The organism is Winogradskyella sp. MIT101101, from assembly GCF_047126865.1.
GTDB classification, from domain to species: Bacteria; Bacteroidota; Bacteroidia; order Flavobacteriales; family Flavobacteriaceae; genus Winogradskyella; species Winogradskyella ouciana.
Genome location: NZ_CP138982.1, coordinates 2,697,334 through 2,722,475, shown reverse-complemented (window position 1 = coordinate 2,722,475; position 25,142 = coordinate 2,697,334). Strand labels below are relative to the sequence as shown.

General features: G+C 36.4%; 23 protein-coding genes. 7 read left to right on the top strand and 16 right to left on the bottom strand.

Translation table 11 applies throughout. The features are described from left to right. Position 1: 1 nt before the first annotated feature. The 12 genes from SIB89_RS12225 to mraZ form a co-directional block, all read right to left on the bottom strand. The gene (locus tag SIB89_RS12225; RefSeq protein ID WP_273291847.1) at positions 2-721 is read right to left on the bottom strand and encodes a cell division protein FtsQ/DivIB; all 720 of its coding nucleotides are present in this window, start codon (positions 719-721) and stop codon (positions 2-4) included. Continuing rightward, a complete protein-coding gene (gene murC / locus SIB89_RS12220; protein WP_412560000.1) occupies positions 711-2,120 on the bottom strand; it encodes a UDP-N-acetylmuramate--L-alanine ligase in 1,410 nt (469 codons plus the stop codon). The genes SIB89_RS12225 and murC overlap by 11 nt, the downstream gene beginning before the upstream one ends. After that, positions 2,117-3,253, bottom strand: a complete 1,137-nt coding sequence (gene murG, locus SIB89_RS12215) for an undecaprenyldiphospho-muramoylpentapeptide beta-N-acetylglucosaminyltransferase (protein ID WP_412559999.1) — start codon at positions 3,251-3,253, stop codon at positions 2,117-2,119. The genes murC and murG overlap by 4 nt, the downstream gene beginning before the upstream one ends. Then, the gene (locus tag SIB89_RS12210; protein ID WP_412559998.1) at positions 3,253-4,449 is read right to left on the bottom strand and encodes an FtsW/RodA/SpoVE family cell cycle protein; all 1,197 of its coding nucleotides are present in this window, start codon (positions 4,447-4,449) and stop codon (positions 3,253-3,255) included. Before SIB89_RS12210 ends, murG begins: the two co-directional genes overlap by 1 nt. 85 nt (positions 4,450-4,534) lie before the next feature. Continuing rightward, positions 4,535-5,866 carry a UDP-N-acetylmuramoyl-L-alanine--D-glutamate ligase gene (gene murD / locus SIB89_RS12205; RefSeq protein WP_412559997.1) on the bottom strand — a complete coding sequence of 444 codons (1,332 nt, stop codon included), beginning with the start codon at positions 5,864-5,866 and terminating at the stop codon, positions 4,535-4,537. Then, the gene (gene mraY / locus SIB89_RS12200) at positions 5,866-7,107 is read right to left on the bottom strand and encodes a phospho-N-acetylmuramoyl-pentapeptide-transferase (protein ID WP_273291855.1); all 1,242 of its coding nucleotides are present in this window, start codon (positions 7,105-7,107) and stop codon (positions 5,866-5,868) included. Before mraY ends, murD begins: the two co-directional genes overlap by 1 nt. Before the next feature lie 59 nt (positions 7,108-7,166). Further along, entirely contained in the window at positions 7,167-7,544 is a 378-nt protein-coding gene (locus SIB89_RS12195; RefSeq protein WP_412559996.1) for a four helix bundle protein, read from the bottom strand. 42 nt (positions 7,545-7,586) lie between these two features. Beyond that, entirely contained in the window at positions 7,587-9,050 is a 1,464-nt protein-coding gene (locus SIB89_RS12190) for a UDP-N-acetylmuramoyl-L-alanyl-D-glutamate--2,6-diaminopimelate ligase (RefSeq protein WP_412559995.1), read from the bottom strand. Then, a complete protein-coding gene (locus tag SIB89_RS12185; protein ID WP_412561912.1) occupies positions 9,047-11,005 on the bottom strand; it encodes a penicillin-binding protein in 1,959 nt (652 codons plus the stop codon). The genes SIB89_RS12190 and SIB89_RS12185 overlap by 4 nt, the downstream gene beginning before the upstream one ends. 57 nt (positions 11,006-11,062) lie before the next feature. Then, positions 11,063-11,383 (bottom strand): FtsL-like putative cell division protein, encoded by a 321-nt coding sequence (locus tag SIB89_RS12180; RefSeq protein WP_412559994.1) that lies wholly within the window; start codon positions 11,381-11,383, stop codon positions 11,063-11,065. A gap of 78 nt (positions 11,384-11,461) precedes the next feature. Beyond that, positions 11,462-12,358, bottom strand: a complete 897-nt coding sequence (gene rsmH / locus SIB89_RS12175; protein ID WP_412559993.1) for a 16S rRNA (cytosine(1402)-N(4))-methyltransferase RsmH — start codon at positions 12,356-12,358, stop codon at positions 11,462-11,464. Beyond that, positions 12,345-12,815, bottom strand: coding sequence for a division/cell wall cluster transcriptional repressor MraZ (gene mraZ, locus SIB89_RS12170; protein ID WP_155088331.1), 471 nt, complete (start codon positions 12,813-12,815; stop codon positions 12,345-12,347). The genes rsmH and mraZ overlap by 14 nt, the downstream gene beginning before the upstream one ends. Positions 12,816-13,100: 285 nt before the next feature. Between mraZ and SIB89_RS12165 the strand changes: the two genes are divergently transcribed. Next, the gene (locus tag SIB89_RS12165) at positions 13,101-13,865 is read left to right on the top strand and encodes an alpha/beta fold hydrolase (RefSeq protein ID WP_412559992.1); all 765 of its coding nucleotides are present in this window, start codon (positions 13,101-13,103) and stop codon (positions 13,863-13,865) included. A 92-nt stretch (positions 13,866-13,957) separates the two neighbouring features. After that, positions 13,958-14,575, top strand: coding sequence for a ribosome biogenesis GTP-binding protein YihA/YsxC (yihA, locus tag SIB89_RS12160; RefSeq protein WP_412559991.1), 618 nt, complete (start codon positions 13,958-13,960; stop codon positions 14,573-14,575). A 4-nt stretch (positions 14,576-14,579) separates the two neighbouring features. On the opposite strand, the gene SIB89_RS12155 is transcribed toward yihA, so the two are convergent. After that, the gene (locus SIB89_RS12155; protein ID WP_412559990.1) at positions 14,580-15,674 is read right to left on the bottom strand and encodes an ABC transporter permease; all 1,095 of its coding nucleotides are present in this window, start codon (positions 15,672-15,674) and stop codon (positions 14,580-14,582) included. Positions 15,675-15,683: 9 nt separating this feature from the next. After that, positions 15,684-17,858, bottom strand: a complete 2,175-nt coding sequence (locus SIB89_RS12150) for a carboxy terminal-processing peptidase (RefSeq protein ID WP_412559989.1) — start codon at positions 17,856-17,858, stop codon at positions 15,684-15,686. 169 nt (positions 17,859-18,027) lie between these two features. On the opposite strand from SIB89_RS12150, the gene surE reads away from it, so the two are divergent. From surE to SIB89_RS12125, 5 genes are read left to right on the top strand one after another with little or no spacing between them, the layout of a single operon-like run. Next, positions 18,028-18,801, top strand: coding sequence for a 5'/3'-nucleotidase SurE (gene surE, locus SIB89_RS12145; protein WP_273291087.1), 774 nt, complete (start codon positions 18,028-18,030; stop codon positions 18,799-18,801). Further along, entirely contained in the window at positions 18,794-19,081 is a 288-nt protein-coding gene (locus SIB89_RS12140) for a hypothetical protein (RefSeq protein WP_155088325.1), read from the top strand. Before surE ends, SIB89_RS12140 begins: the two co-directional genes overlap by 8 nt. Continuing rightward, positions 19,081-20,202: a lipid-A-disaccharide synthase gene (gene lpxB, locus SIB89_RS12135; protein ID WP_412559988.1), complete on the top strand. Its 1,122-nt coding sequence runs from the start codon at positions 19,081-19,083 to the stop codon at positions 20,200-20,202. The genes SIB89_RS12140 and lpxB overlap by 1 nt, the downstream gene beginning before the upstream one ends. Before the next feature lie 16 nt (positions 20,203-20,218). Then, the gene (locus SIB89_RS12130; protein WP_412559987.1) at positions 20,219-20,728 is read left to right on the top strand and encodes a C40 family peptidase; all 510 of its coding nucleotides are present in this window, start codon (positions 20,219-20,221) and stop codon (positions 20,726-20,728) included. Positions 20,729-20,756: 28 nt separating this feature from the next. Then, entirely contained in the window at positions 20,757-22,787 is a 2,031-nt protein-coding gene (locus SIB89_RS12125; RefSeq protein ID WP_412559986.1) for a ComEC/Rec2 family competence protein, read from the top strand. A 5-nt stretch (positions 22,788-22,792) separates the two neighbouring features. On the opposite strand, the gene SIB89_RS12120 is transcribed toward SIB89_RS12125, so the two are convergent. Both SIB89_RS12120 and SIB89_RS12115 read right to left on the bottom strand, forming a co-directional pair. After that, positions 22,793-23,362 (bottom strand): thioredoxin family protein, encoded by a 570-nt coding sequence (locus SIB89_RS12120; RefSeq protein ID WP_412559985.1) that lies wholly within the window; start codon positions 23,360-23,362, stop codon positions 22,793-22,795. A gap of 185 nt (positions 23,363-23,547) precedes the next feature. Next, positions 23,548-25,140 (bottom strand): peptide MFS transporter, encoded by a 1,593-nt coding sequence (locus tag SIB89_RS12115; protein WP_412559984.1) that lies wholly within the window; start codon positions 25,138-25,140, stop codon positions 23,548-23,550. Positions 25,141-25,142 lie beyond the last annotated feature (2 nt).

The window sequence follows — 25,142 nt, the reverse complement described above, 5'->3', positions numbered from 1 at the left end:
CCTATATTTTGGTGCAAATCACTTGCTTATCAAATTTGAGATTCACAAGTTTGTAATTATCTAATATCTTGTCTTTTAAAGCTTTTTGATAAAAGGCCTTAAAATTATTTATCTTCTTTTTTAACTGATTCAATGTTCCTAAATGAACAACAAAATCACTTTTTCTAATTTTAAAATCAATGGTTTTATCGTCGTTCTGACGAATCTCAATGACATGTTTTTTTAAGAACTCATCCTCATCTACAGTCTTGGCAAATTGAAAAACCGTTTCTAAATCATTTTTCTTAACACTACCAGTAACTAATGGTACTCTTGCTGCATAATTAGATGACAATGGCATAAATGATCCTTCATCATCAATGTAATATGATGCATTTGTATTGACTCGTGCAATAGGTCGTTTTTGTTCAATTTCTGCTGAAAGCTCACCGTTCACTGACATAAACACTTCTGCTTTCTTTATCATTGGATTAGAATTTAGGGCAGTTTCTAATTCGTTCAAATCTATAATTTCTTTAGGTTGTCCCGTAACGGACTGTTGATTTTGTATTAACAATTTACTAACAGTTGCTTCGGTAATGAATAATTTGTTTTCCCCAAAGAATTTAATGATTGGTTCAGAGGTGTTTCTATTGCTGTTTCTGTGTTTTGAAAATGCAAATAAACCAACCACCAAAAACAGCAAACCAATGATTTTTATGTAGTTATAATTAATTCGCAATACTAAAAGCTTCTTTTATATGTTTAACTTCTTCTCCGATATCTCCTGCTCCCAATGTTAAAATTATTTGAGCATCCGATATTTTTATTTCATTAATTAATTCTGATTTTAAAATCAATTTTTTATTTGGGTTTTTAATTTTTTCCAATAGCCAATTTGAAGTCACTCCTTCAATAGGCAACTCTCTTGCAGGATAAATATCCAATAGCACTACTTCGTCAAATTTTGAAAGGCTTTCAGCAAAACCATCTGCAAAATCACGCGTTCTTGTATAAAGATGTGGTTGAAAAACCGCCAACACCTTTTTACTCGGATACATTTCTCTAACCGCCTGATGCACGGCATTAATTTCTTCTGGGTGATGTGCGTAATCATCGATAAACACAAAATCATCCGTTTTGATTTGATAGGTAAACCTGCGTTTTACGCCTTTATAAGATGCTAATCCCTTAGCGAGCTGCGGATGAGGGAGTCCATATTCTACAGACATCGCTAAGGCTATTATTGCATTCGACAGATTGTGTCTACCAGGTAGGTTAAATTTGAAATCTTTATATAATCCGTTAGGTGTCCTTACATCGAACACGTAACTTCCATTTTCTATTCTTACGTTTTGTGCACTATAATCTGAATGGTTCTCAATGCCATAGGTAATACCATCTAATGGCAATCCATTTCTAACGAACAGCTTGCCGTTAGGCTTAACACATTTTGAAAAATCTTCAAATGTTTTTACCAATTCTGAAGCATCTCCATAAATATCTAAATGATCTGCATCCATTGAGGTGATACAGGCCAAGTCTGGCGATAAGGTTAAAAATGAACGGTCAAATTCATCTGCTTCCACAACCGTAACTTCGGTTCCGTTTAGAATTAAGTTTGAATTGTAATTCTCACTGATGCCACCTAAAAAAGCAGTAACAGGCACATCGCACTCCTTTAATAAATGTCCTAAAATACTTGTCGTTGTTGTTTTACCGTGCGTACCTGCAACCGCCAAACAGGTTGTTTGTTTTGTAATTTCACCGAGAACTGTTGAACGTTTCAAAACCTGAAAACCATTTGTGCGGAAATAGTTTAACTCGGAATGGTCTTTTGGAATTGCTGGTGTATAAACAACCAAAGTAGCATCTGGGTTTAAATATTTTGAGCCTATATGGGAAACATTATCATTAAAGTGAACTTCTATATCTAAATCTTGTAAGGTCTTGGTGATCTCACTCGGAGTTTTATCGTAACCCGCTACCTGTTTTCCGTTGGCCACAAAATAACGCGCCAAAGCACTCATACCGATACCTCCGATACCGATAAAATAGACGTTAGAAGCCCATCCCAAACCCTTCCCAGAAGAAAGGGCTTTATCACGATTGCTTATATTTTCTTTATCCTTTTTATTCATGCATTTTGGGTTTCCTCCCTTTGGGAAGACGTAAGATGGGCTTTATTCAATAATTTCTCAACTTCATCAACAATGTCATTGGTAGCATTTACAAGTGCCAATGCCTCAATATTTTTACTTAATTCTATTCGTTTTTCTTCATTTGTTATCAATTCTGAAAATTGATTCTCAAACTCATTACCCAAGTCTCCTTCCTTAATTAAAATTGCCGCATTCTTATCTGCAACGGCCTTTGCATTCTTGGTTTGGTGGTCTTCAGCCACATTTGGAGACGGAATGAATATTACCGGCTTGCCCACTATACACAATTCTGAAACAGAAATCGCTCCAGCTCTTGAGATGATAACATCTGCTGCTGCGTAGGCCATATCCATATTATTTAAAAACGCATGCACCTGAACATATTTCAGCTCATTGTACTGCTTATATCTATCATAATAGAGTTTACCACATTGCCAAATCACTTGAACATTTTGAGCTTCAAAAAATTCGAGATTTGATTCAACAAGTTCATTTATCCGTCTTGCACCCAAACTTCCCCCTAGTACCAAAAGTGTGTATTTACTATGGATAAGCGTAAAGGCATCTTTACCTTCTATATGTTTTCCTTTGACCTCCAATAAATCCTTTCGGATAGGATTGCCAGTCACTCTTATTTTTTCCTTCGGAAAGAATTTCTCCAAACCTTCATAAGCCACACAAATTGTATCCACCTTCTTTCCCAATAGTTTATTGGTAATACCTGGATATGAATTTTGCTCCTGTATTAAACTAGGTACGTTTTTAGATGTTGCCACTTGTAACAATGGTCCACTTGCAAAGCCACCTGTACCAATCACCACATCTGGTTTAAAGGTTTTAATGATATTTCTAGAGCGCATCAAACTTGTCATTAGCTTAAAGGGGAATGCCAGGTTTTTTAAAGTCAATCTCCTTTGAATTCCAGAAATCCATAGTCCTTCAATCTTGTAACCAGCCTGAGGCACTTTATCCATTTCCATTCGGTCAGAGGCACCAACAAATAGGAATTCGGCATTCGGGTAGCGCGATTTTAATTCATTTGCAATAGCGATGGCAGGATAGATATGTCCTCCTGTTCCGCCTCCTGACAATATGAATTTATAGTTACTCATTAAATTGTTTCGCTTAATATATCTAGTGGATTTACATCCTCCGTTGATTCCTTATCTTTAATTTCTTGGCGCTTGGCACTAACACTTAATATTATACCAATAGCCAAGCATGTCATCCAAATCGATGTTCCACCACTACTTATCAACGGCAAGGTTTGACCCGTAACAGGAAATAACTCTACGGCAACTGCCATATTGATTAATGCCTGAAATACAATTGGCAAGCCAACACCCAAAACCAATAACTTCCCGAAAATGGTATCTGATTTTTGAGATACGATGACTATTCTAAATAACAACCATGAATACAGCACTAATAGAAACATACCACCTAACAATCCATATTCTTCTATGATGATGGCGAAAATGAAATCAGAGGACGATTGTGGTAAAAAGTTCTTTTGAACGCTTTTTCCAGGTCCTACTCCCTGAATGCCACCTGAAGCAATCGCAATTTTTGCCTTTTCAATTTGATAATCGGCTTCCGTATCTTCTCCATTGGCAAAATTCTCAATACGACTCATCCAAGTATCTACACGATTTGGCATTTGCTCTGGAAATGCCTTAGCCACTAAAATAAACATGGTCAGTGCCACCAAACCTGTCCCTATGACAAGCGCAAGGTATTTTATGGGATAACCACCAATAAACGCCAACATCATAATCATAGTAAATATGATAGCAGTTGTCGAAAAATTAGCAGGTAAAATGAGTAATAAAATTAAAGATACAGGTGCCCAAAGTGGTAAGACTGTATCTTTAAAGCTAATATCTTTATCTCTAATTTTAGACAGATAACGTGCTACATAAACCATTAATACCACTGCCGCCAAGGTAGAAGTCTGAAAAGAAACACCAACCACAGGAATCTGAATCCAGCGACTTGCGTTAGCACCTTCAATAGTTGTTCCTTGTAACATTGTGATGGCCAAAAGAACAATAACAATAGGCACCATTATCATTGATAATCCTCTGAAGTATTTGTAAGGCACTTTATGAATACCATAGATAATGGCAAAACCAAGTGCTAAATGCATAAAATGCTTTACGAAATAAGAGAACGTACTTCCTATACCTCCCACATAAGCCAGATTACTTGCCGCACTATAAACAGGTAAAAAGGAAAAAATAGCCAATAGGGTAACTATTGCCCAAATGGCTCTGTCTCCTTTTATTTGTTTGAATATGTTTTGCATTCCTTTTATATGATTGCTGAGGCTCTTAAGGCTTTCTAACCTAAAATTATGGTGATTTCTAGAACCTCAGTCACCAAGTATTCTTTTATAAATTCCTAACCGCATTTTTAAATTGACGACCTCTATCCTCGTAATTCTCGAACAAATCGAAACTTGCACAAGCAGGTGATAACAGCACATTATCACCAGCGTTTGCCAATTTGTATGCTATTTTAACCGCTTCGCTCATATACTGCGTTTCAATAATAACATCGACCATATTACCAAAAGCCTCAAATAACTTTCCGTTATCCACACCCAAACAGATAATTGCCTTTACCTTTTCATTAACAAACGGAAACAATTCTTTATAGTCGTTACCCTTGTCAACTCCACCAACAATCCAAACCGTAGGTGCATCCATACTTTCTAGAGCGAAATAAGTCGCGTTGACATTGGTCGCTTTGGAGTCATTGATATATTGCACTTTGTTGATTTTCAACACGTGCTCCAATCGATGCTCCACTCCTTGGAAGTTCTCCAGGCTTTCGCGAATGGTTTGCTTTCTAATTTTTAATAAATGCGCCACAGTAGAAGCTGCCATTGCATTTTTAACGTTATGTTTACCTTCTAATGTTATGTTTTCTGTTGGCATAATGATTTGATTGTTATCTATTGTTATTATTATCTTATTGTCTTTGTAATATGCTCCTTGGTCAATGACTTTAATCAATGAAAAAGGCAGTTTTTTGGATTGAACTTGATGGTTTTGAAGCCATTCTAAAATCACTTCATCATCTGCGTCATAGATGAAAAAATCGTTTTCCGTTTGATTTTCTACAATTCTAAATTTTGAAGCGATATAGTTTTCAAACTTGTTGTCGTATCGATCTAAATGATCTGGTGTAAGGTTGGTTAAAACCGCAATTTTAGGTTTGAAATGATGAATATCATCTAATTGAAAACTGCTGACTTCCAAAACATAGTTGTCGTGATTTTTCGCCAGAACCTGTTTTGCAAAGCTGTCACCTATGTTTCCGGCTAAACCAATATCTAACTCTTGTTTAAGTAAATGATGCGTTAAGGTTGCCGTCGTTGTTTTACCATTGCTTCCTGTAATCGCCACCAAAGTTGCATCGGTATAGTTTGAAGCAAATTCAATTTCTGAAACCACTTTTATACCAGCTTCGCGAATTTGTTTCACCAAACCCACTTTATCTGGTATACCAGGACTCTTCATAACGACATCGGCATTCAGAATTTTTAATTCCGTATGCTGTTCATCTTCAAATTCAATCTCATTATTTAAAAGAACGTCTTTATACTTTTTTTTAATTTTTCCTCTATCTGAAACAAATACTTCGTATCCTTTTGCTTTTCCTAGAAGTGCTGTTCCTACTCCGCTTTCTCCACCACCAAGAATCACCAATTTTTTCATTACCTAATTTTCAATGTCACTATCGAAATAATGGCGAGCAAAATGCCAATAATCCAAAATCGTGTGACTATTTTACTTTCGTGATATCCTGATTTTTGATAATGATGGTGCAAAGGTGACATCTTAAAAATCCGCCTCCCTTCACCATATTTTTTCCGCGTGTATTTGAAATAACTCACCTGTAGCATTACCGATAAATTTTCAGCCAGAAAAATGCCACACAACAATGGAATTAACCACTCTTTTCTAACTGCGATGGCGATAACAGCTATTATTCCACCAATGGTTAAACTTCCCGTATCACCCATAAATACTTGTGCTGGATACGCATTGTACCAAAGAAACCCAACCAATGCACCCACAAAGGCTGCGATGTAAATGGTGATTTCCTCAACTTGTGGTATATACATTATGTTTAAGTATTGTGAGAATATGATATTACCAGAAACCCAGGCAAAAATTCCTAGAGTTAGTACAACAATTGCCGATGTGCCTGCAGCCAAGCCATCGATTCCATCCGTTAAATTGGCTCCATTGGAAACTGCCGTAACTATGATGATGCTTACCAGAATGAAAATAATCCAGGCATATTGTTCTAAATCTGGACTAATCCATGTTATTAAATCTGAGTAATCAAACTCGTTGTTCTTTACAAAAGGAATTGTCGTTTTGGTCGATTTTTCTGCCACATCGAACAATTGTGCTTCCGGTAAATTTGGATTTTCAGCCAGTAAAACCCTTTGCTCTTGTAGTGGTAGCTCTTCTTTAATCGTTACATCTTCATGAAAATAGAGGGTTAGTCCAACTATTAAACCCAATCCGACCTGACCCAATACTTTAAATTTTCCTTTTAAACCTTCTTTATCATTTTTGAATTTTTTGATATAATCATCAATAAATCCAATTGTTCCCATCCAAAGGGTGGTTATAATGAGCAGTATGATGTAGATATTTTCTAGCTTAGCCAGAAGCAACACAGGAATCAGAGTTGCTAATATGATGATGATTCCACCCATGGTTGGTGTCCCTGCTTTTTCTACCTGTCCTTCTAATCCCAAATCACGAATGGTCTCTCCTACCTGCTGTCTTTGTAAAAATCTTATAATGCGTTTACCATATATTGTAGAAATCAACAATGACAAAATGATAGCCATAGCCGCCCTAAAGGTTAGGAACCCAAAGAGTGTTGCGCCTGGCAATTGAAACTGTTGTTCTAAGTATTCAAATAGGTAGTATAACATTTATCTTATTCTTTTCAACTTATCGACTATGTTCAAAGTGATAGTTTTATTGATTTTTATCACTTTTTATTTACGATTCTCGATTTACGATTCTTGGCTCTCATTGTTTTTATTGATGCTACTACAATTGATAGTAACTCATTGCCTTCGGCATGTAACCTCTTTATTTCAGTATGCTCTTTGTTGCTTACTTCAAGCAATAATTCTAAGAAATACATACTTTCATCTGTCTCTTCCTCAACTATTTTTAGCTTATTGATAAAATCAGCATCAGATTTAGCTCTACATGCTGCCCTATAATTAGCACCAACTGAACTTGAGCATCTTATCAACTGATTACAAAAAGCATTAAACTCTCTAGAAACAGGAAACTTAGTACACAAGTGCCAACAATCTGCTGCGTATTTTTGGGTTCTATTTTTTATTATTTGTTTCAATTTCTATTCGTAATTCTAAAATCGTATATCGTAAATCTCAATTCACTTTTGTAATTGTTTTAAAAATTCTCGTACTATTTTATAATCATCAAAATCGAAGCGTTCTCCTTTGATCTCTTGATAGGTTTCGTGCCCTTTTCCTGCTATAAGGATAATATCCTTGGCTTCTGCCATTTGACAAGCTGTTTTAATCGCTTGTTTTCTATCTGTTATAGACAGTGTCTTTTTAAAATTCTGTGGCTCAACCCCTTTTTCCATATCTTCAATAATGGTTTCAGGGACTTCGCTACGTGGATTGTCACTTGTAAAAATCACTTTAGTGCTCAAAGCTGATGCGATATGCGCCATTTTTGGTCGCTTTGTTTTGTCTCTATCTCCACCACAACCAACAACCGTTATCAATTCTTCGTTTTTGGTTCTTATATTGTTTATGGTTTCCAATACGTTCTTTAAGGCATCTGGTGTATGCGCATAGTCCACGATAGCCGTGATTTTGTCTTCGGAAATAAAATATTGAAAGCGTCCTGATACATTTTCCAACTCGCTTATTAACCTTAAAACTTCATCGCTTTCTAATCCCAACAAATCGGCTGCTGCGTAAATTGCCAAGATGTTATAAGCGTTAAAGCTTCCTATTAAGCGCGTCCACAACTCATTATCGTTGACTTTAAGAAGTAAGCCTCCAAATTCGTTTTCTAAAATTTGCGCTCTGTAATCTGCATAATTTTTTAAGGCATAAGTGTATTTTTTAGCCACTGTATTTTGAAGCATTACCAAACCATTCTTATCATCCATATTGGATAAGGCGAATGCATCCTTAGGCAATCCATCAAAGAATGCTTTTTTTACATCTCTGTATTCCGCAAACGAATCGTGATAGTCTAAATGGTCGTGTGAAAGGTTGGTGAAGATTCCACCAGCAAACTTTAAGCCTTCCGTTCTACTTTGATGAATGCCATGCGAACTCACCTCCATAAAACAGAACTCTACACCTTCGTCATTCATCATTTTAAGATACTTGTTGATGGTCAACGAATCTGGAGTGGTATGTGTGGCTTTAAAGGTTTTGTCATCTACCATAACTTTTACCGTAGATAATAACCCAACCTTATACCCTGCCTTCTTGAAAAGCTGATACAACAAACTTGTAACTGTAGTCTTGCCATTAGTGCCAGTAACTCCGATCAGTTTTAAATTTTCTGATGGATGCTCGTAATAATTGGCCGCCATATATGCCAATGCCTGGTTAGAGTTAGCCACTTCTATGTAGGTCACTCCTTCTTCTAGAGATTTAGGGAGTGTTTCACACACTATAGCAATTGCTCCATCAGCAATGGCTTTTTCAATAAACTTGTGACCATCTGTAATTGTGCCAGATATGGCTACGAAAACATCATTCTTTTTGATTTGGCGCGAATCGAATTCTATTTTGTTTACAGAAACACTTGTGCTACCAACCACAGCGTTAATAGTAACCTTGTACAATATGTCTTTTAATATCATCATGATGCTTCTAAGACAATGGTTTGGTTAGGCTTTAATTTCTGATGTCTTTCAACAGACTGTGCTTTTATGATGCCGCTGCCCTTTAGCTTAACTTTTACGTTAACCTGAAGATTTTCAAGTAGAGCTATTGCATCCATTGCAGGCATGCCAATGACACTTGGCATTAACTCTTTGTATTTACGGGCGTTTTCATAGTAGTCTTCAAAATCTTCATCAACCACTTTATTATTAAAGTCTAAAGTTTTTACTTCATCTATAATCGGTGTGTCTGTGTATATTTTTTGGGCAATACGCTTAAAAACAGGACCTGTAACATCTGCTCCATAGTATCCAACTTCTGTGCTTGGTTTATGGATTACCACTATACAAGAATACTTTGGATTGTCAGCCGGAAAGTAACCTGCAAAAGATGAAATGTACTTTCTGTCCTTTCTCCATTCTTCATAATTAGCATAGTCCGTTCTGGCTGTACCAGTTTTTCCTGCCATGGAAAACGTTTCGGAATACATACGTTTTCCCGTCCCACGAATCACTACATTTTTTAGAATATCCTGTATTTCTGACAAAGTTTTATCTGAACATATCTTATCGACCAAGACTTCCTTTTTAAACACTTCAATATCCTTATCGAAGGATTTTACAGACTTAATAAAGCGAGGTTTTATCATTTCACCCTTATTGGCAATGGCATTATAAAATGTTAGCGTTTGCAATGGTGTAATGGTTAAATTATAGCCGTAAGCCATTGATGGTAAAGCATTTTTACTCCAGTTAGATTTACCTGGCTCAGGTATATTGGGAATACCTTCACCTAAAATTGGTATATCCAAGGAATCGTTTAGCTTCCATCGCTTAATGTGATTTATAAATTTCTTAGGGTTTTTTGAGTAGTTTTCATCAATAATGGTTGCCAAACCAATGTTAGAGGATACTTCCAAGGTTCTAGCAGCCGATATCTTCCCATAACCATTACCAGAATCATTAATTACGCGACCATAAAAGTATTTTCGTCCATTCTTTGTATCGATAACCGTAGAAGTGTCTATAACCTTATCTTCAAGAGCAGCCATCATGGCCATAACCTTGAACGTTGAGCCTGGCTCGTGAGACTCATACACGGCATAATTTCTTTTCTCGTAGTAGGTTCCTTTTGATGTTTTAGCTAGGTTAGCTATAGCTTTTATTTCACCGGTCTTTACTTCCATAACCACAACACAACCATGTTCTGCTTCATACTTTTCAAGTTGACCTAAAAGCGAATGGTGCGCTATATCTTGAATGTTAACATCAATCGTCGTATAGACATCGTAGCCATCCTGCGGTTCAACTTGGTCAAAATCGGCAATTGGTTTCCATTGTCCATTTCCTATTTTTTGTTTTAAACGTTTTCCTTTGACACCTCTTAAATATTTTTCACCAAAAGCACCATCGATACCTGCCCTGCTTACATGGCCATCTTCGTCAAAACGCTCATAACCAATTGATCGCGCAGCAATTTCACCCATAGGATGCTCACGTCTTGTAGTTTGCTCTACAATTAAGCCTCCTTTAATTGCTCCAAGGTTGAGCAAAGGGAAGTTGCGCATTCTTATATAGTCTGAATAGCTAATATTCCTTGCCAACAGGAAATATCTATTCTTGTTTTGGCGTGCCTTTCTTATGATGTTTTTGTAGTAGGATGCTGACTTTCCTTTATAAACCGAAAGTGAATCTGCTAATGCACCTATGTGTTCTTCAAAAACTGGATCCTTTGCCTGTATCGCATCAATTCTTATGTCGTATTTTGGAATGGAAGTCGCCAATAAACTACCATCTGCTGAATATACATTGCCTCGATTGGGCTCTATGTCGAAATCCTTGACTGTTCGTTTTTCGGCCAATTCCCTGTACTCATCTCCTTGGATAAATTGAATAGTACACAACTTAAACACCACAGCAAGCGCAAAGACAAACATGCAGCCTGCTACGAAGTACAATCTGTTTAATATGTTGGTTTCTGTTGTTGCCAAAGTTTATTCTTGTTGTGATCTTACTCTAATTTTTGTTGGAGGAATCTCAGAAATCTTAATGTCCTTTTTCGCCACTTTTTTTATAATGGTTGACTCCATTTTTAATCGCATCAATGTTGAGCGTCCATCTACAAATGCTGACCTTAATTCCTTTACCTCATTAGTGAGTCTTGCAATTTCATGCACTTTTTTGTCTGCACTATGCGAACTCGCAATCATTACAATGGCCAATGCCGAAATAAAAATGATGATGCGCCAATTTTTAAACGAATCATCACTGATTAGAAACTTTCCACGTAATATGCTGTAGATGTTTTTCTTCATGCTACTTCCTGCATAGGCAGGAATCTCTTTTAATTTATTCTAACAAAACACTTCGACTGCGCTCAGTGTGACATTATATTATATCTTCTCAGCAATACGAAGCTTTGCGCTTCGTGCTCTATTGTTGTTTTTTATTTCTGATGCTGATGGCACTATTAATTTGCCCACTTTTTTTAATGGCACTTCAAAATTTCCGAAGACATCACGCTCAGGCTCTCCTTCAAACAAGCCGTTTCTTATAAAACGTTTTACCAGTCTATCCTCCAAAGAGTGGTACGAAATAAAACTTAATCTCCCACCAACTTTCAATATTTCTGGCATCTGTAAAAGCAGCTCTTTCAACACCTCTATCTCTTGATTCACTTCTATTCGGACGGCTTGAAAAATTTGAGCCAATACCTTATTTTCCTTCCTGTGATTTAGAAACTGCTTCAAGACCACCTTTAATTGCTCGCTGGTTTCAATTGGTGCTACTTTTCGCTCCGAAACAATTACCCTTGCCATAGCTGGTGCTTGTCTCAGTTCTCCATATTGATAAAGCACTGCCCTAAGCTGCTCTTCTTCATAATTGTTAATCACTTCAAAAGCAGACAGCTTGCTGTTTTGGTTCATTCGCATATCAAGCTTCGCTTCAAAACGTGTTGAAAAACCACGTTCTGCAACATCAAACTGATGTGATGAGACTCCGAAGTCTGCCAATACACCATCAACTTCCTTTACTCCATAAAATCTTAAGAACCTTTTTATATATCTAAAATTCTCATTAATGAGAACAAATCGATCGTCTTCAATGGTATTGGACAACGCGTCCTTATCTTGATCAAAAGCATAGAGTTTACCGTTCGGCCCAAGTCTGGATAAAATCTCCCTACTATGGCCTCCTCCACCAAACGTGACATCTACATAAACTCCATCTGGTTTTATGTTTAAGCCATCAACGGTTTCTTTAAGTAGTACTGCATTATGATATTCCATTGTCATCATCATCTTGTCCCATCACTTCTTCAGCTAGATCTGCAAAATCTGAAGCCGCATCGTCAATAGCCTGTTCGTATTTTGTCTTGTCCCAGATTTCAATAATGTTAACCGCAGAGGCCAGCACTACTTCTTTTGTAATACCAGAAAAACCAATTAAATCTTTTGGGATTAATAGTCGGCCTGCATTATCAACCTCTACCACTTTAACACCTGCCGTAAATCGTCTTATAAAATCATTATTCTTCTTTTTGAATCGGTTAAGCTTATTCACCTTGGCCATTAGGTTGTTCCATTCTGCCATTGGATAGAGCTCTAAGCATGGTTGAAACACAGCTCGTTTGAGCACAAAACCATCTTGTAAAGCAGCAGACAACTGCTTTTTTAACACAGCAGGAATCATTAACCTTCCTTTGGCATCAGCTTTACATTCGTATGTTCCAATAAATGAATTCAATATCCTTGATTTCCCACTTTAACGATTGAAATTCAAATATATTGAAAATTTTACCACATTTTACCACGATCTCCCACTTTTGTTGATAAGTTTTGAATTTCAAGTTTTCCTATCTTTTTGTAAGCCCATTAAAATCAGAACGCTTCACATTATTCAGCAAGTTTTGTTTATCAACAGATTAAGCGTTATCATTACAAAATGAAACGAATTGAAAGCCAATAATTCTATTTGTTTTAAAAAGGATTTAGTTATATTTGTTTTTAACACTAAGCACTAACTTTATAGATGGCACACCTTTTAAAAAAAGAAAAGGATTATAGATATATTGAAGTAGGAGAAGGCACACCGATTATAGTGCTTCATGGATTAATGGGTGGATTGAGTAATTTCGATTCTGTTACCAATTTCTTTAGTAATAATGGTTATAAAGTCGTTATTCCGGAACTCCCTATCTATACCATGTCACTATTAAAGACCAACGTAAAAAGTTTTGCTAATTATCTTAAGGATTTTATTGAGTTTAAAGGCTTTGATGAAGTTATCCTGTTAGGAAATTCATTAGGAGGTCATATAGGTTTATACCACACCAAATTGTATCCTGAAAAAGTTAAGGCACTTATTATTACAGGAAGCTCTGGACTTTACGAAAGTGCCATGGGTGGCGGTTATACCAAGCGTAGTGATTATGAAGTGATAAAAAAGAAAGCACAAGACGTGTTCTATGATCCTGCGGTTGCTACTAAGGAAATTGTTGATGAGGTTTATGAAACCGTAAACGATAGAAACAAACTTGTAAAAACACTGGCCATTGCCAAAAGTGCCATTAGGCATAATATGGCTAAGGATCTGCCCAATATGAATACTCCAACCTGCATTATTTGGGGGAAAAATGACAGTGTAACTCCACCTGAAGTTGCAGAAGAATTCCATGAACTTTTACCTGACTCTGATTTGTTTTGGATCGATAAATGTGGGCACGCTGCCATGATGGAGCATCCTGAGGAATTCAATAAAATTTTGAATTCTTGGCTTGATAAACGAGGGTTTTAAGCCCATCCCTAACCCTTCCCACAAAAAAGAGAACATCAGTGTAAAAAATAAAGTTTAATTTAAAAAGATTTCCACTTTCGTGGGAACAAAAAATGGGAAAAATAAAATCAGCTGAATTTGTTGTTAGTAATTCTGAAGTGGCAAAATGCCCTAAGAACCCTATACCTGAATATGCCTTTATAGGAAGGAGTAACGTCGGGAAGTCTTCATTAATAAATATGCTAACTGACCGAAAAAGCTTGGCAAAAACTTCAGGAAGACCTGGTAAAACACAGCTTATTAATCATTTTATTATTAATGACAGTTGGTACTTAGTGGATTTACCTGGTTATGGTTATGCACGTGTGTCTAAAACCTCAAAAAAGAAATTCCAGAAGTTTATTACCAACTATTTTGAGCAGCGTCAACAATTGGTTTCCGCATTTGTGTTGGTAGATATTAGACACAAACCTCAGCCTATCGATTTAGAGTTTATGCAATATTTGGGTGAAAGCGGAATACCCTTTGGTATCATCTTCACAAAAGCTGACAAATTGAAACCTAAGGCCATTGAGCGATATGTAGAGGACTATTGCCAGGAACTATTGAAGACTTGGGAAGAATTGCCACCTTACTTTATTACTTCTTCAAGCAAAAAAATAGGACAGGTAGACGTTTTAAATTTTATTGAAGCAACTAATGAGGAGATTGAGCGATTGAGGAATCAATAGACCCCTATGTTTTCACATCCAAAGCATCTCGTAAGGCATTACCAACCAACATAAATGCCATCACTAAGACCATTATACACAGTCCTGGAATCATTGCTAAATATGGTTTACCTAATATGATGTAATTATAATGATCTTTTATCATCGCTCCCCAACTTGCCATTGGTGGTTGAGCTCCGATTCCCAGAAAACTCAATCCACTTTCAATTAAGATAGCTGCGGCAAAGTTGGCTGCTGAAATTACGATTAACGGCCCAAATATGTTTGGCAAAATATGTTTAGTGATAATTCGGTAATCGTTATATCCCAAAGCTCTTGCAGCTGTGACATACTGCATTTCCTTAGCACTGATAATTTGCCCTCTTACGACTCTGGCGACCTCAACCCACATAGTTAAACCTACAGCTATAAAGACTTGCCAAAAGCCTTTTCCCAATGCCAATGTTATGGCTATTACCAACAACAACGTCGGAATGGACCAAGTCACATTAATAATCCACATAATTATGGTATCTACCTTTCCACCATAGTAACCAGCAAGGCTTCCCATTAGCAAACCTACAACCAAGGAAATAAACACCGCAATAAATCCAATAAAAAACGAAATGCGAGAACCAATTAGTATTCGACTCAAATAATCCCTTCCATACTTGTCCGTACCGAAGACGAAACTTCTATTATCTAAATACTTTTTATAATCTGAGTCAGGAAATCGATTCAATTCAATTTGCTTCTCCATGCCTTGCAATCCATCTGAAGCATACTCTATGTAGTGAAGCCTATTTCCTTTTACCTCATAAGACTGAATTGGAATTTCCGTGTCCGTATTTACTTTGCCAAAAAACAGCTTTGATAAAAAGTTTTGGTCAGACTCAACACCAGATGGGATTGTTAGCATTTCCACTTCAAACCCAGGGGATTTTGAATGAATTGACAAATGCATTTGGTTAGCATTCTTTGAAGCGTCTGGAGCAAAGAGATAGGCAAAAATGGAAATCAACCCAATACAAACAATAATGCCAAAACTAAAAACGCCCCAAAAGTTCTTTTTAAACTTTTGAAGCGCTAAACTTGTTAGTGAGTTGTTTTGGTTTGCCATTAAGGTTTTTTAATTCTTAACATCCGCGACATTGTTCTTAATAGCATAAGTCATTTTTAAATCATTAAGCACATTTAATGCTTCTTCGATGTAAACGTCCTTAGCCAAACTTACATGCCAACGCTTGCGTTTTTCTTTTAAAACCGAATCTTTTTCCATTAGTTTTATTTCATAAGGCAATGAGCTGAACGTTAAGTCAGTTTTATACTCTGACAGTTTCTCAAAGCGTTTTGCTTCTTCTTCGTTGAGCTCCATTTCCTTTTTATAATCTTCATAATTCAAGGAATAAATTTCACGGTCTCTAATTTTCTTTACCCATTGTGCATTGGCATCGATAAGCTTTAACTGCTCGTTAGCTGCCATACGTGCTTTACTTTTTTCTATGGTCGTATCGTAATCGAAATAATTTCCCCATAGTTCGTAATCCACAGCATCAATTTTATCCCAAGGCAATGGGTTTTCTTGATCTTTTTCGCCTATATTAATATAACTGTAACGATCTGGCACTACAACATCACTCTTAACACCTTCTAACTGTGTAGAGCCACCATTGACACGATAGAATTTCTGAGTCGTGAACTTTAAAGCTCCCATATCTCCGTTAGAATTGTTTCGCACCATTCTATTTAAATCCAATACGTTTTGCACTGTACCTTTTCCATAGGTTTGCTTACTACCTATAACAATAGCACGTTTATAATCTTGCATTGCTGCGGCTAAAATTTCTGAAGCTGAAGCCGACAGTTCATTTACCAAAATTACCAAAGGCCCATCCCAAATAATCGCTTTATCTTTATCTTTAAGAACTTCTTTAGGTTCTCCAGTTGTTTTAACTTGTACTATTGGGCCATCTTCAATAAACAGACCAGCGATATCAACTACAGTTTGTAGTGAACCACCACCATTGTTTCTTAAGTCTAATACCAAACCTTCAACACCTTCCTGCTTAAGACGAATAATCTCTTGCTTTATATCCGAAGCTGCGTTTCGTTTGTTGTAATCCTCAAAATTGATGTAGAACTTAGGTAAGTTAATCACACCAAATTTCTTATCATCTTTAATAACGGTTGAAGATTTAGCGTAGGTTTCTTCCAACTCTACAATATCCCTTGTTATTGCGATTTCTTCTATAGTACCATCTACTTTTTTAAGTGTCAGATTAACTGTTGTGCCTTTAGGGCCTTTAATTAACTTAATGGCATCATCTAAACGCATACCTACAATATTAACTGGCGCTTCTTCATCCTCTTGTCTCACCTTCATGATTTGGTCTCCCACTTCAAGCTCATTGGCCTTCCATGCTGGTCCACCGCTGATAATTTCATTAACTATTATAGCATCCATCTTCTTTTGAAGTCTTGCTCCAATACCTTCAAAATTACCAGACATAGCCACATCGAAACGATCTTTATCCTCTGGTGCAAAATAGAACGTATGTGGATCGAATTCTTCAACAATGGCATTGATATAAACGGCAAACCAATCTTTACGCTGTCTATCATCAATAAAGTCATAAAGCTCGTCAAGTGAACGTTTCGTTGCTTCTCTAGCTTCTTTTTCAATTTCTTCTAGAGATTTCTTCTCTTTAGTTGTTGACTTTTCATTTTCAGCAGAAAATACACTTTCAGGAAGGTTGTTTGCTCCTAAGTTTGAATCGCGTTGTGCTATAGCATCATCATAGTTAGCAATAGTCGAAAACTTGAGTTGCTGTCTCCAACGCTCTTTCATCTCGCGCTTATTGGATACGTATTCTAAATTGTCATAATCTGACGAATAAGTTTCATCCTTTGAAAAATCAAAAGGTTTACTCAAGATATCATTATAGATTTTCTTTGATTCCTCTATGCGCTGTAACAAACGCTCGTGCGTAAGACTGAAGAAAGACACATCATATGCTTTTATCTGATCGTCTAACTTATGCTTGTAAGCTTCAAATTCCTTGATGTCAGACTCATAAAAGTAACGCTTAAATGGGTCGAGCTGATTTAAATAATCCTCAAACACATTTTCAGAAAAATCATCATTTATGTCCTGAGGGTGAAAATGCCCTTGGTCCAATACGTAAGTAATCAGTTGTATAAGTAATTTGTCCTTATCCGGATCGTCAAAAGTTTTGCTTGTAAAGCTACATGAGGCAAAGGCTATTAATAACGCCAGCAATAAAAATTTATAATTCCCTTTCATTCTTTCAAATTTTAATATTAATAGTGAAGTAGGCTTCAATAATTCACTAAAATAGAAGAAAAAACCGTGCCATAAAAAAACAAGGCACTAATTTTTTGTTAAAGGTGTAGTTACCCTACGTTCTTTAGCTTTTTAGTATTTTTACCCAATCATAAAAAAGATAAGACCTATGTCTAAACGCCCTTTAATTTTAGTGACCAATGACGATGGTATTACAGCGCCAGGAATGCGGACCTTAATTTCCGTTATGCGAAAGATTGGAGATGTTGTGGTTGTTGCGCCAGATGGCCCTCAAAGTGGTATGGGACATGCCATAACCGTTAACGACACATTGTACATTGAAAAGGTGGATATTGATGGTAAACAACCCGAATATAGTTGCTCTGGCACACCTGCGGATTGTGTAAAGCTTGCGGTTAGAGAAATTTTGGACAGAACACCAGATATCTGTGTTTCTGGCATCAATCATGGATCTAATTCCTCAATTAACGTGATTTACTCTGGCACCATGAGTGCTGCTTTAGAGGCAGGCATTGAAGGGATTCCTGCGATTGGGTTTTCGCTTTTAGACTACAACTGGAATGCCAATTTTGAGCATTGCAAACCCTTTGTTGAAACCATTACAAGACAAGTTTTGGAGCATGGTTTACCTGATGGAGTCGTATTAAATGTTAACCTACCAAATCTCGACAAAAAAGACATTAAAGGGATTAAAGTTTGTCGCCAGGCACGTGCCAATTGGGTAGAGGAATTTGATAAGCGTACCAACCCAATGGGACGCGATTATTACTGGTTAGCCGGTAAATTTGTAAATATGGACGAAGGCGAAGATACGGATGAATGGGCTTTGGCGAATGGCTATGTTTCTCTTGTTCCGGTTCAATTTGATTTAACGGCACATCATAGCATTCAAAATATTAATACCTGGAAACTAAATGACTAAAAAAGACATTATCATTGGATTTGTAGTCGGTGTTATTGCTGCAGTGTTTGGGTTGATTTTTGCCATACAGATTTTTGGAAAGTCGGATAATTGGGGAGAAGTTATACAACAAGCCATTGCAAGTGGCACCTTAACCAAACTTATGAGTATTGGAGCCTTGTTGAATCTTGGTGCTTTTTTTCTATTTCTAAAGAAAAATCAAGATAACCGAGCTAAAGGTGTGCTCATTGCTACTTTGCTAATTTTTATAGTAACCATGATCATTAAATTTTTTAATTAATGAAATACTACATCATTGCTGGCGAAGCTTCGGGCGATTTACATGGCTCTAATCTTATGAAGGCTTTATTTCAACAAGACATTGAAGCCAACATTAGATTTTGGGGAGGTGATTTAATGCAAGCTGTTGGTGGTGAGTTGGTGATGCATTACAAAGAGCGCCAGTTTATGGGCTTTGCTGAGGTGATTTTTAACCTCAGAAAAATTTCTGGTCATATAAAATTCTGCAAAATGGATATTGAAACGTTTCATCCTGACGTGATTATTTTCATTGATAATTCAGGTTTTAATCTCAGAATAGCCAAGTGGGCAAAGGAGCATAATTTTAGAACACATTATTACATTTCGCCACAGGTTTGGGCTTCTAGAGCAGGTCGTGTTGAGAAAATCAAACGCGATATTGATGCCATGTACTGTATTCTTCCGTTTGAAAAGGAATTCTATAAAAAGTATGGTTATGATGTGAATTTTGTGGGCCATCCATTAATTGATGCCATTGCAGATCGACCTCAAATTGACGAAAATGAATTCAGAACAACTCATCTCTTAAGTACCAAACCCATAATTGCACTATTACCAGGCAGTAGAAAGCAAGAAATCACCAAAATGCTTGGAGTAATGCTGAGTTTGGTTGATGATTTTGAAGATTATCAGTTTGTCATTGCTGGTGCACCAAGTCAGGATTTTGAGTTTTACGAAACATTTATCAAAAAGAGTAATGTGAGTTTTGTGTCTAACAAAACCTATGACTTGTTGAGCATTTCAAATGCCGCTTTGGTGACTTCTGGCACAGCGACTTTAGAGACTGCGCTTTACAAAGTACCGCAAGTGGTTTGCTATAAAGCCAATTGGATTTCTTACCAAATTGCCAAACGCATTATTACCTTAAAATTTATCTCATTGGTAAATTTAATTATGGATCGTGAAGTGGTTACTGAACTCATACAAGGAGACCTCAATAAAAAACGTTTAAAGAAAGAATTGGCTTCCATCTTACATTCCGATAAGCGCGAGCAACTCTTTTTAGATTATTATGAATTAGAGAAAAAATTAGGAGGCAAAGGTGCCAGTGAGAATGCGGCTAAGTTGATTGTTTCAAAAATTTCAAATGACAAAAACTAAATTCCAAATCCTACAAATGAGAAGACTATTACCGATACTGCTTTTAGTGATGATTGCAAGTAGCTGCAAATCCAAAAAAAACTATTCCAGTAAAAAAAGGCAAACACATACGGTAAAGGTTAATACCAACACAAAGCCTTCAGAAGAAGCTGAAACCATTGCTAATTACGCCAAAAAGTTCAATGGCACACGTTATAAATATGGTGGCACTACAAAGCGTGGTATGGATTGCTCTGGTTTGATTTATACATCATTTACAGACAACAACATTTCTGTGCCTCGTACGACATCTGATTTAAAAAGCTTTGGAGATTGGATAGACCTTAAAGAAGTAAACGTAGGAGATTTAGTATTTTTTGCTACTAGGAAAAACAGCAGAAAGGTCAACCATGTCGGCATTGTTACCAATGTCCGCACAGGCAATGTAGAATTTATACATGCCTCAACAAGTAGAGGTGTTATGATTTCGTCCTTGGCAGAAAAGTATTGGTATTTTGCTTTTGTACAGGCGAGAAGAGTTTTGTAATCATTTCTTATATTAGTAACTCATTTCCATGAAGTTACTAAATTTCACCATCATAAAATTAACGCTATGCCTTATCATAGGCATTGTCATTGCGCATTATTTTAAACTTGATTTTAATAGTGCTCTTATTGCTACTATTGCTTTAATCCTTCTACTTGGTGGCTATTGGTTGTTGCTGAGACGAAAAATAAACCGTAAACCCTTTTTCGCATTGCTGACCTATCTATGCATGGTTGGTATTGGCATCAATGCCTATAACATTCAAAATGAAAAGTTACGACCGCATCACTATACAAATTTAGACGTTAATGATACGTTTAACACCATAACCTTTAAAATAGATGAGCGCCTTAAGCCAGATACTTATAATGATAAATATATTGTTTCTGTATTGTCAATTGATGATAAGTCTGCCACAGGAAAATTGCTCATAAACGTTAAGCCAGATTCCATTGGTGGAGTTTTACCAGTGGATTCCGTATTCTTTACGTCCTCAGAACTTCAAACGATTCAAAAACCGTTAAATCCACATCAGTTTGATTACAGTAAATATTTAGAATTGAAACAGGTCTATCACCAACTCTATCTTAAACAAAGTGAGTTGTTTTTGGTGTCAGACTCTAAAACATCCATCTATGGATTCGCCGACCAATTGAGAGCCACCATCAACGAAAAACTTGTTGAAGCCGGTTTTGCAGATGATACGCTCAGCATTATAAATGCCTTGTTGTTGGGCCAACGCCAAACCATTGATAAAAGCGTGTATAATAATTATGTCAATTCTGGCACCATACATATTCTGGCAGTTTCTGGACTTCATGTTGGGATTATACTATGGATTCTAAATTTTCTGTTTAGACCTCTACTCTATCTCAAGTATGGGAACTACATCAGACCATTAGTCTTGGTTACTATATTGTGGTCGTTTGCCGTAATAGCAGGTCTATCGCCATCCGTTACCAGAGCCGTAGCCATGTTTAGCATCATCAGTATTGCGATGCACTTAAAGCGACCAACCAATATTTATAATACACTAGCCATATCAGCCTTTTTAATTTTACTTTTTAAACCCACATTTCTGTTTGAAGTCGGTTTTCAGATGAGTTATTTGGCGGTTTTGGGCATTGTCAGTATTCAACCGATATTCTATAGACTTTGGAAACCCAAGTATTTGGTGACCGACAAGCTATGGCAAATCTTTACCGTTACGCTTGCAGCACAATTTGGTGTGGTACCCATTAGTCTGTTTTACTTTCATCAGTTTCCGGGTTTATTCTTTATCTCAAATTTAGTCGTCATTCCGTTTTTGGGTTTGATTCTTGGCTTTGGGTTGTTGGTTATTATATTGGCGCTTTTGAATGTATTACCAGAGTTTATAGTCAAAGGTTACAGTCTTATCATTGAAAGCCTAAACGGGTTTATTGCTTGGGTAGCACAGTTTGAGGATTTTCTGTTTCGGGATATTCCGTTTACTTTACTTCAAGTGATATGTGCTTACTTTATCATTGTTGCTATGGTGCAGATATATAAATTCAGGAATTTTAAGTGGATAGCGATATGTTTAGTTGGGATTCTAGCCTTTCAAGCTACATTTATCCATAACACGCTCAACAATAAAGAGGAAGCATTTATTGTGTTTAATAAAAGTCGGTTTTCACTGATTGGCTTGAAACAGAATGACAAACTCATTGTTCATCATAATCTTAATGCTGAAAAACAAGCAACCGACAACGTCATTAGAAACTATAAGGTTGGCGAAATCATTGATTCTATATCAATAGATAGTTTGAAAAACGTCTATCAATTTAAAGCTAAAACCATTTTGACTATTGACAGTTTGGGAGTGTATAAAGGCATCTCTTTTAAGACTGATTATATCTTACTACGTAATTCCCCAAAAATAAATCTTGAAAGAATGATTGACAGTCTAAAACCTAAGCAAATCATTGCTGATGCTAGTAACTATAAATCTTACGTAAGACGTTGGAAGGCAACATGCGCACAAAGAAAAATCCCTTTCCATTACACTAATGAAAAGGGAGCTTTTATACTTGAATAAGCTTTTTATTCCTTAAACGTCGGTTTAAAGGATTTAAAATATTCGTTAAACTTTTCTTGCGTATCCATTTCCTTGTATTTATCTGTGTTAAACAGCTTTAAATACAATTCTATTTGTTGTGGTTTCATATATCCTGAAATTGGCGCGATAACGTTTGCCTCTTCATCAAAATACACTATTGTTGGGTAAGCCCTGACTTGAAGGTATCTTGCAAATTCATGGGCACTATTACGTCTATTGGCCTTGGCAGGATCGTAATTGGGATTTTTAAATGTTTTATCATTAAAAGTCACCTCGTCATTACCTTCTGCATTAAATTTTACGGCATAGTAATGCTCATTGATATACTCAACAACGTCTGCATTCTGAAAGGTGTTTTTATCTAACATCTTACACGGTCCACACCAATTGGTGTAAACGTCCATAATGATTTTTTTAGGCTCTTCTTTTTGAAGTTCAATGGCCTCTTCTATAGTTATCCAATTAATTTTGTCCGCATCATTATTTAGGCTCTTTTGAAACGACATTAACGCTCCAAAGGCTATAAATGCTATTATATAATGTAATTTTTTCATTTGTAGGTTTTCATTTTTATAATTCTGTCAAATGTAATTCGTCAACCAACCTATAGCTCCAATTATGAATTCCATCTTTTCCTCATTTCATATCTCATTTGTAGCAAATGTTATACCGAACTTACAAAAAATGCTCCTATTGAGGAGCATTTTAAGGTATTTTAACGGTTTCTGGCTAATTGAGATTAGCGAATACCATGCATCATTCTTATTAAAGTTTTATTTAATATTAACATTATTACTCCTGCTCCAACTGGTACTGCTGTAAATATCAAAAAGAATGTGCTCATACCATATTCTTCGACAATAGGATCTATATAACTACCTGTCCAACCTGCAGTTAAATTAGCAATAAAGTTGGCGACAAACCATACACCAAACATTAAGCCCACTAATTTAATCGGTGCCAATTTACTCACATAAGAAAGACCAACAGGAGATACACATAGTTCACCTAAGGTGTGGAATAAGTATGCCAATATTAAGAATATCATACTAACTGAAGCTGTTTTTGCTCCTAACGGAATACCCATTGAACCGTAAGCTAATATTCCAAAACCGAGTCCTAATAAAATTAATCCAATGGCAAACTTCACTGGACCTGATGGATTGTATTTACTTTCCCAGACTTTAGAAAACAACGGTGCAAACGCAATGATAAAGAATGAGTTTAGGATACCAAACCATGACGCAGGCACCTCAGATTCTTCTGAACCAAATTCTCTGTTTAACATCCAAATCACAATTCCCCAGATGATAACGAAACTTGTACCGAGTAATAAATTAGATAGTGAATATTTTGAAAATGTCTGTTTAAATAACAACAGTAATACCCAGGTGATAATTAACATAGGCACAACAGTCAATAGTGTATTAAATATTTTAAAGGTAATAGCGCCTTCACCCGTTAATACTCTATCGGTATAATCTGCTGCAAAAACAGTCATAGAACCTCCTGCTTGTTCAAAAGCCCACCAGAAGAAAATGGTAAAGAATGCAAAAACACCAATTACTTTTAACCTATCAGAAGTAATTTTTGATTTTTCAGCCTCACTTGATACTTCTTCAATAATATCCTTAGTCTCTTCTAATGAATCTTCAACGGCGTCATCAAAATCTTGAGTACCTTTTGGTGACAATCCAATTCGTCCAAAAATCTTCTGAGCAAAATAGAATTGCAACATACCAAAAAACATAAAAATTCCTGCTAGTCCAAATCCATAGTGCCAGCCAACTTTTTCTCCGATGTAACCACACAATAAAATCCCTAAGAATGCACCTGCATTAATACCCATATAGAAAATGGTATAGCCAGCATCCTTTTCTTTTCCTTGTGATTTATATAATTGACCGACCATAGAAGAAATATTTGGTTTAAACATTCCATTACCAATAATTAAAAGTCCTAGACCTAAATAGAAAAACATATCTGCTGTCACCTCTAGCGCCATTGAAGCATGTCCTAAGGTCATAAGCAAAGCTCCTATAACAACAGCATTACGATAACCCGTGAATTTATCCGCAATAAAACCACCAATAATCGGTGTTATATAAACCAAACCAGTATACCATCCATACAATAATAGAGCTTCTGAACGCTCCCAGCCCCAGCCACCTTCACCTAATATAGCTGCAGTTAAGAAAAGTACAAGTAAAGCGCGCATTCCATAGTATGAAAATCGCTCCCACATTTCTGTAAAAAACAATACAAATAGACCTGAAGGGTGACCTAATACAGTCCTTTGGTTAGTTTCTGATCCTCCGAATTTAAATTCCATAT

Excerpts from the sequence above, each read along its gene's own strand:
- murC (WP_412560000.1), bottom strand. The coding sequence starts at position 2,120 with ATGAATAAAAAGGATAAAGAAAATATAAGCAATCGTGATAAAGCCCTT.
- murG (WP_412559999.1), bottom strand. The coding sequence starts at position 3,253 with ATGAGTAACTATAAATTCATATTGTCAGGAGGCGGAACAGGAGGACAT.
- SIB89_RS12210 (WP_412559998.1), bottom strand. The coding sequence starts at position 4,449 with ATGCAAAACATATTCAAACAAATAAAAGGAGACAGAGCCATTTGGGCA.
- murD (WP_412559997.1), bottom strand. The coding sequence starts at position 5,866 with ATGAAAAAATTGGTGATTCTTGGTGGTGGAGAAAGCGGAGTAGGAACA.
- mraY (WP_273291855.1), bottom strand. The coding sequence starts at position 7,107 with ATGTTATACTACCTATTTGAATACTTAGAACAACAGTTTCAATTGCCA.
- SIB89_RS12190 (WP_412559995.1), bottom strand. The coding sequence starts at position 9,050 with ATGATGATATTAAAAGACATATTGTACAAGGTTACTATTAACGCTGTG.
- SIB89_RS12185 (WP_412561912.1), bottom strand. The coding sequence starts at position 11,005 with ATGTTTGTCTTTGCGCTTGCTGTGGTGTTTAAGTTGTGTACTATTCAA.
- SIB89_RS12180 (WP_412559994.1), bottom strand. The coding sequence starts at position 11,383 with ATGAAGAAAAACATCTACAGCATATTACGTGGAAAGTTTCTAATCAGT.
- rsmH (WP_412559993.1), bottom strand. The coding sequence starts at position 12,358 with ATGGAATATCATAATGCAGTACTACTTAAAGAAACCGTTGATGGCTTA.
- SIB89_RS12165 (WP_412559992.1), top strand. The coding sequence starts at position 13,101 with ATGGCACACCTTTTAAAAAAAGAAAAGGATTATAGATATATTGAAGTA.
- yihA (WP_412559991.1), top strand. The coding sequence starts at position 13,958 with ATGGGAAAAATAAAATCAGCTGAATTTGTTGTTAGTAATTCTGAAGTG.
- SIB89_RS12155 (WP_412559990.1), bottom strand. The coding sequence starts at position 15,674 with ATGGCAAACCAAAACAACTCACTAACAAGTTTAGCGCTTCAAAAGTTT.
- SIB89_RS12150 (WP_412559989.1), bottom strand. The coding sequence starts at position 17,858 with ATGAAAGGGAATTATAAATTTTTATTGCTGGCGTTATTAATAGCCTTT.
- surE (WP_273291087.1), top strand. The coding sequence starts at position 18,028 with ATGTCTAAACGCCCTTTAATTTTAGTGACCAATGACGATGGTATTACA.
- SIB89_RS12140 (WP_155088325.1), top strand. The coding sequence starts at position 18,794 with ATGACTAAAAAAGACATTATCATTGGATTTGTAGTCGGTGTTATTGCT.
- lpxB (WP_412559988.1), top strand. The coding sequence starts at position 19,081 with ATGAAATACTACATCATTGCTGGCGAAGCTTCGGGCGATTTACATGGC.
- SIB89_RS12130 (WP_412559987.1), top strand. The coding sequence starts at position 20,219 with ATGAGAAGACTATTACCGATACTGCTTTTAGTGATGATTGCAAGTAGC.
- SIB89_RS12125 (WP_412559986.1), top strand. The coding sequence starts at position 20,757 with ATGAAGTTACTAAATTTCACCATCATAAAATTAACGCTATGCCTTATC.
- SIB89_RS12120 (WP_412559985.1), bottom strand. The coding sequence starts at position 23,362 with ATGAAAAAATTACATTATATAATAGCATTTATAGCCTTTGGAGCGTTA.
- SIB89_RS12115 (WP_412559984.1), bottom strand. The coding sequence starts at position 25,140 with ATGGAATTTAAATTCGGAGGATCAGAAACTAACCAAAGGACTGTATTA.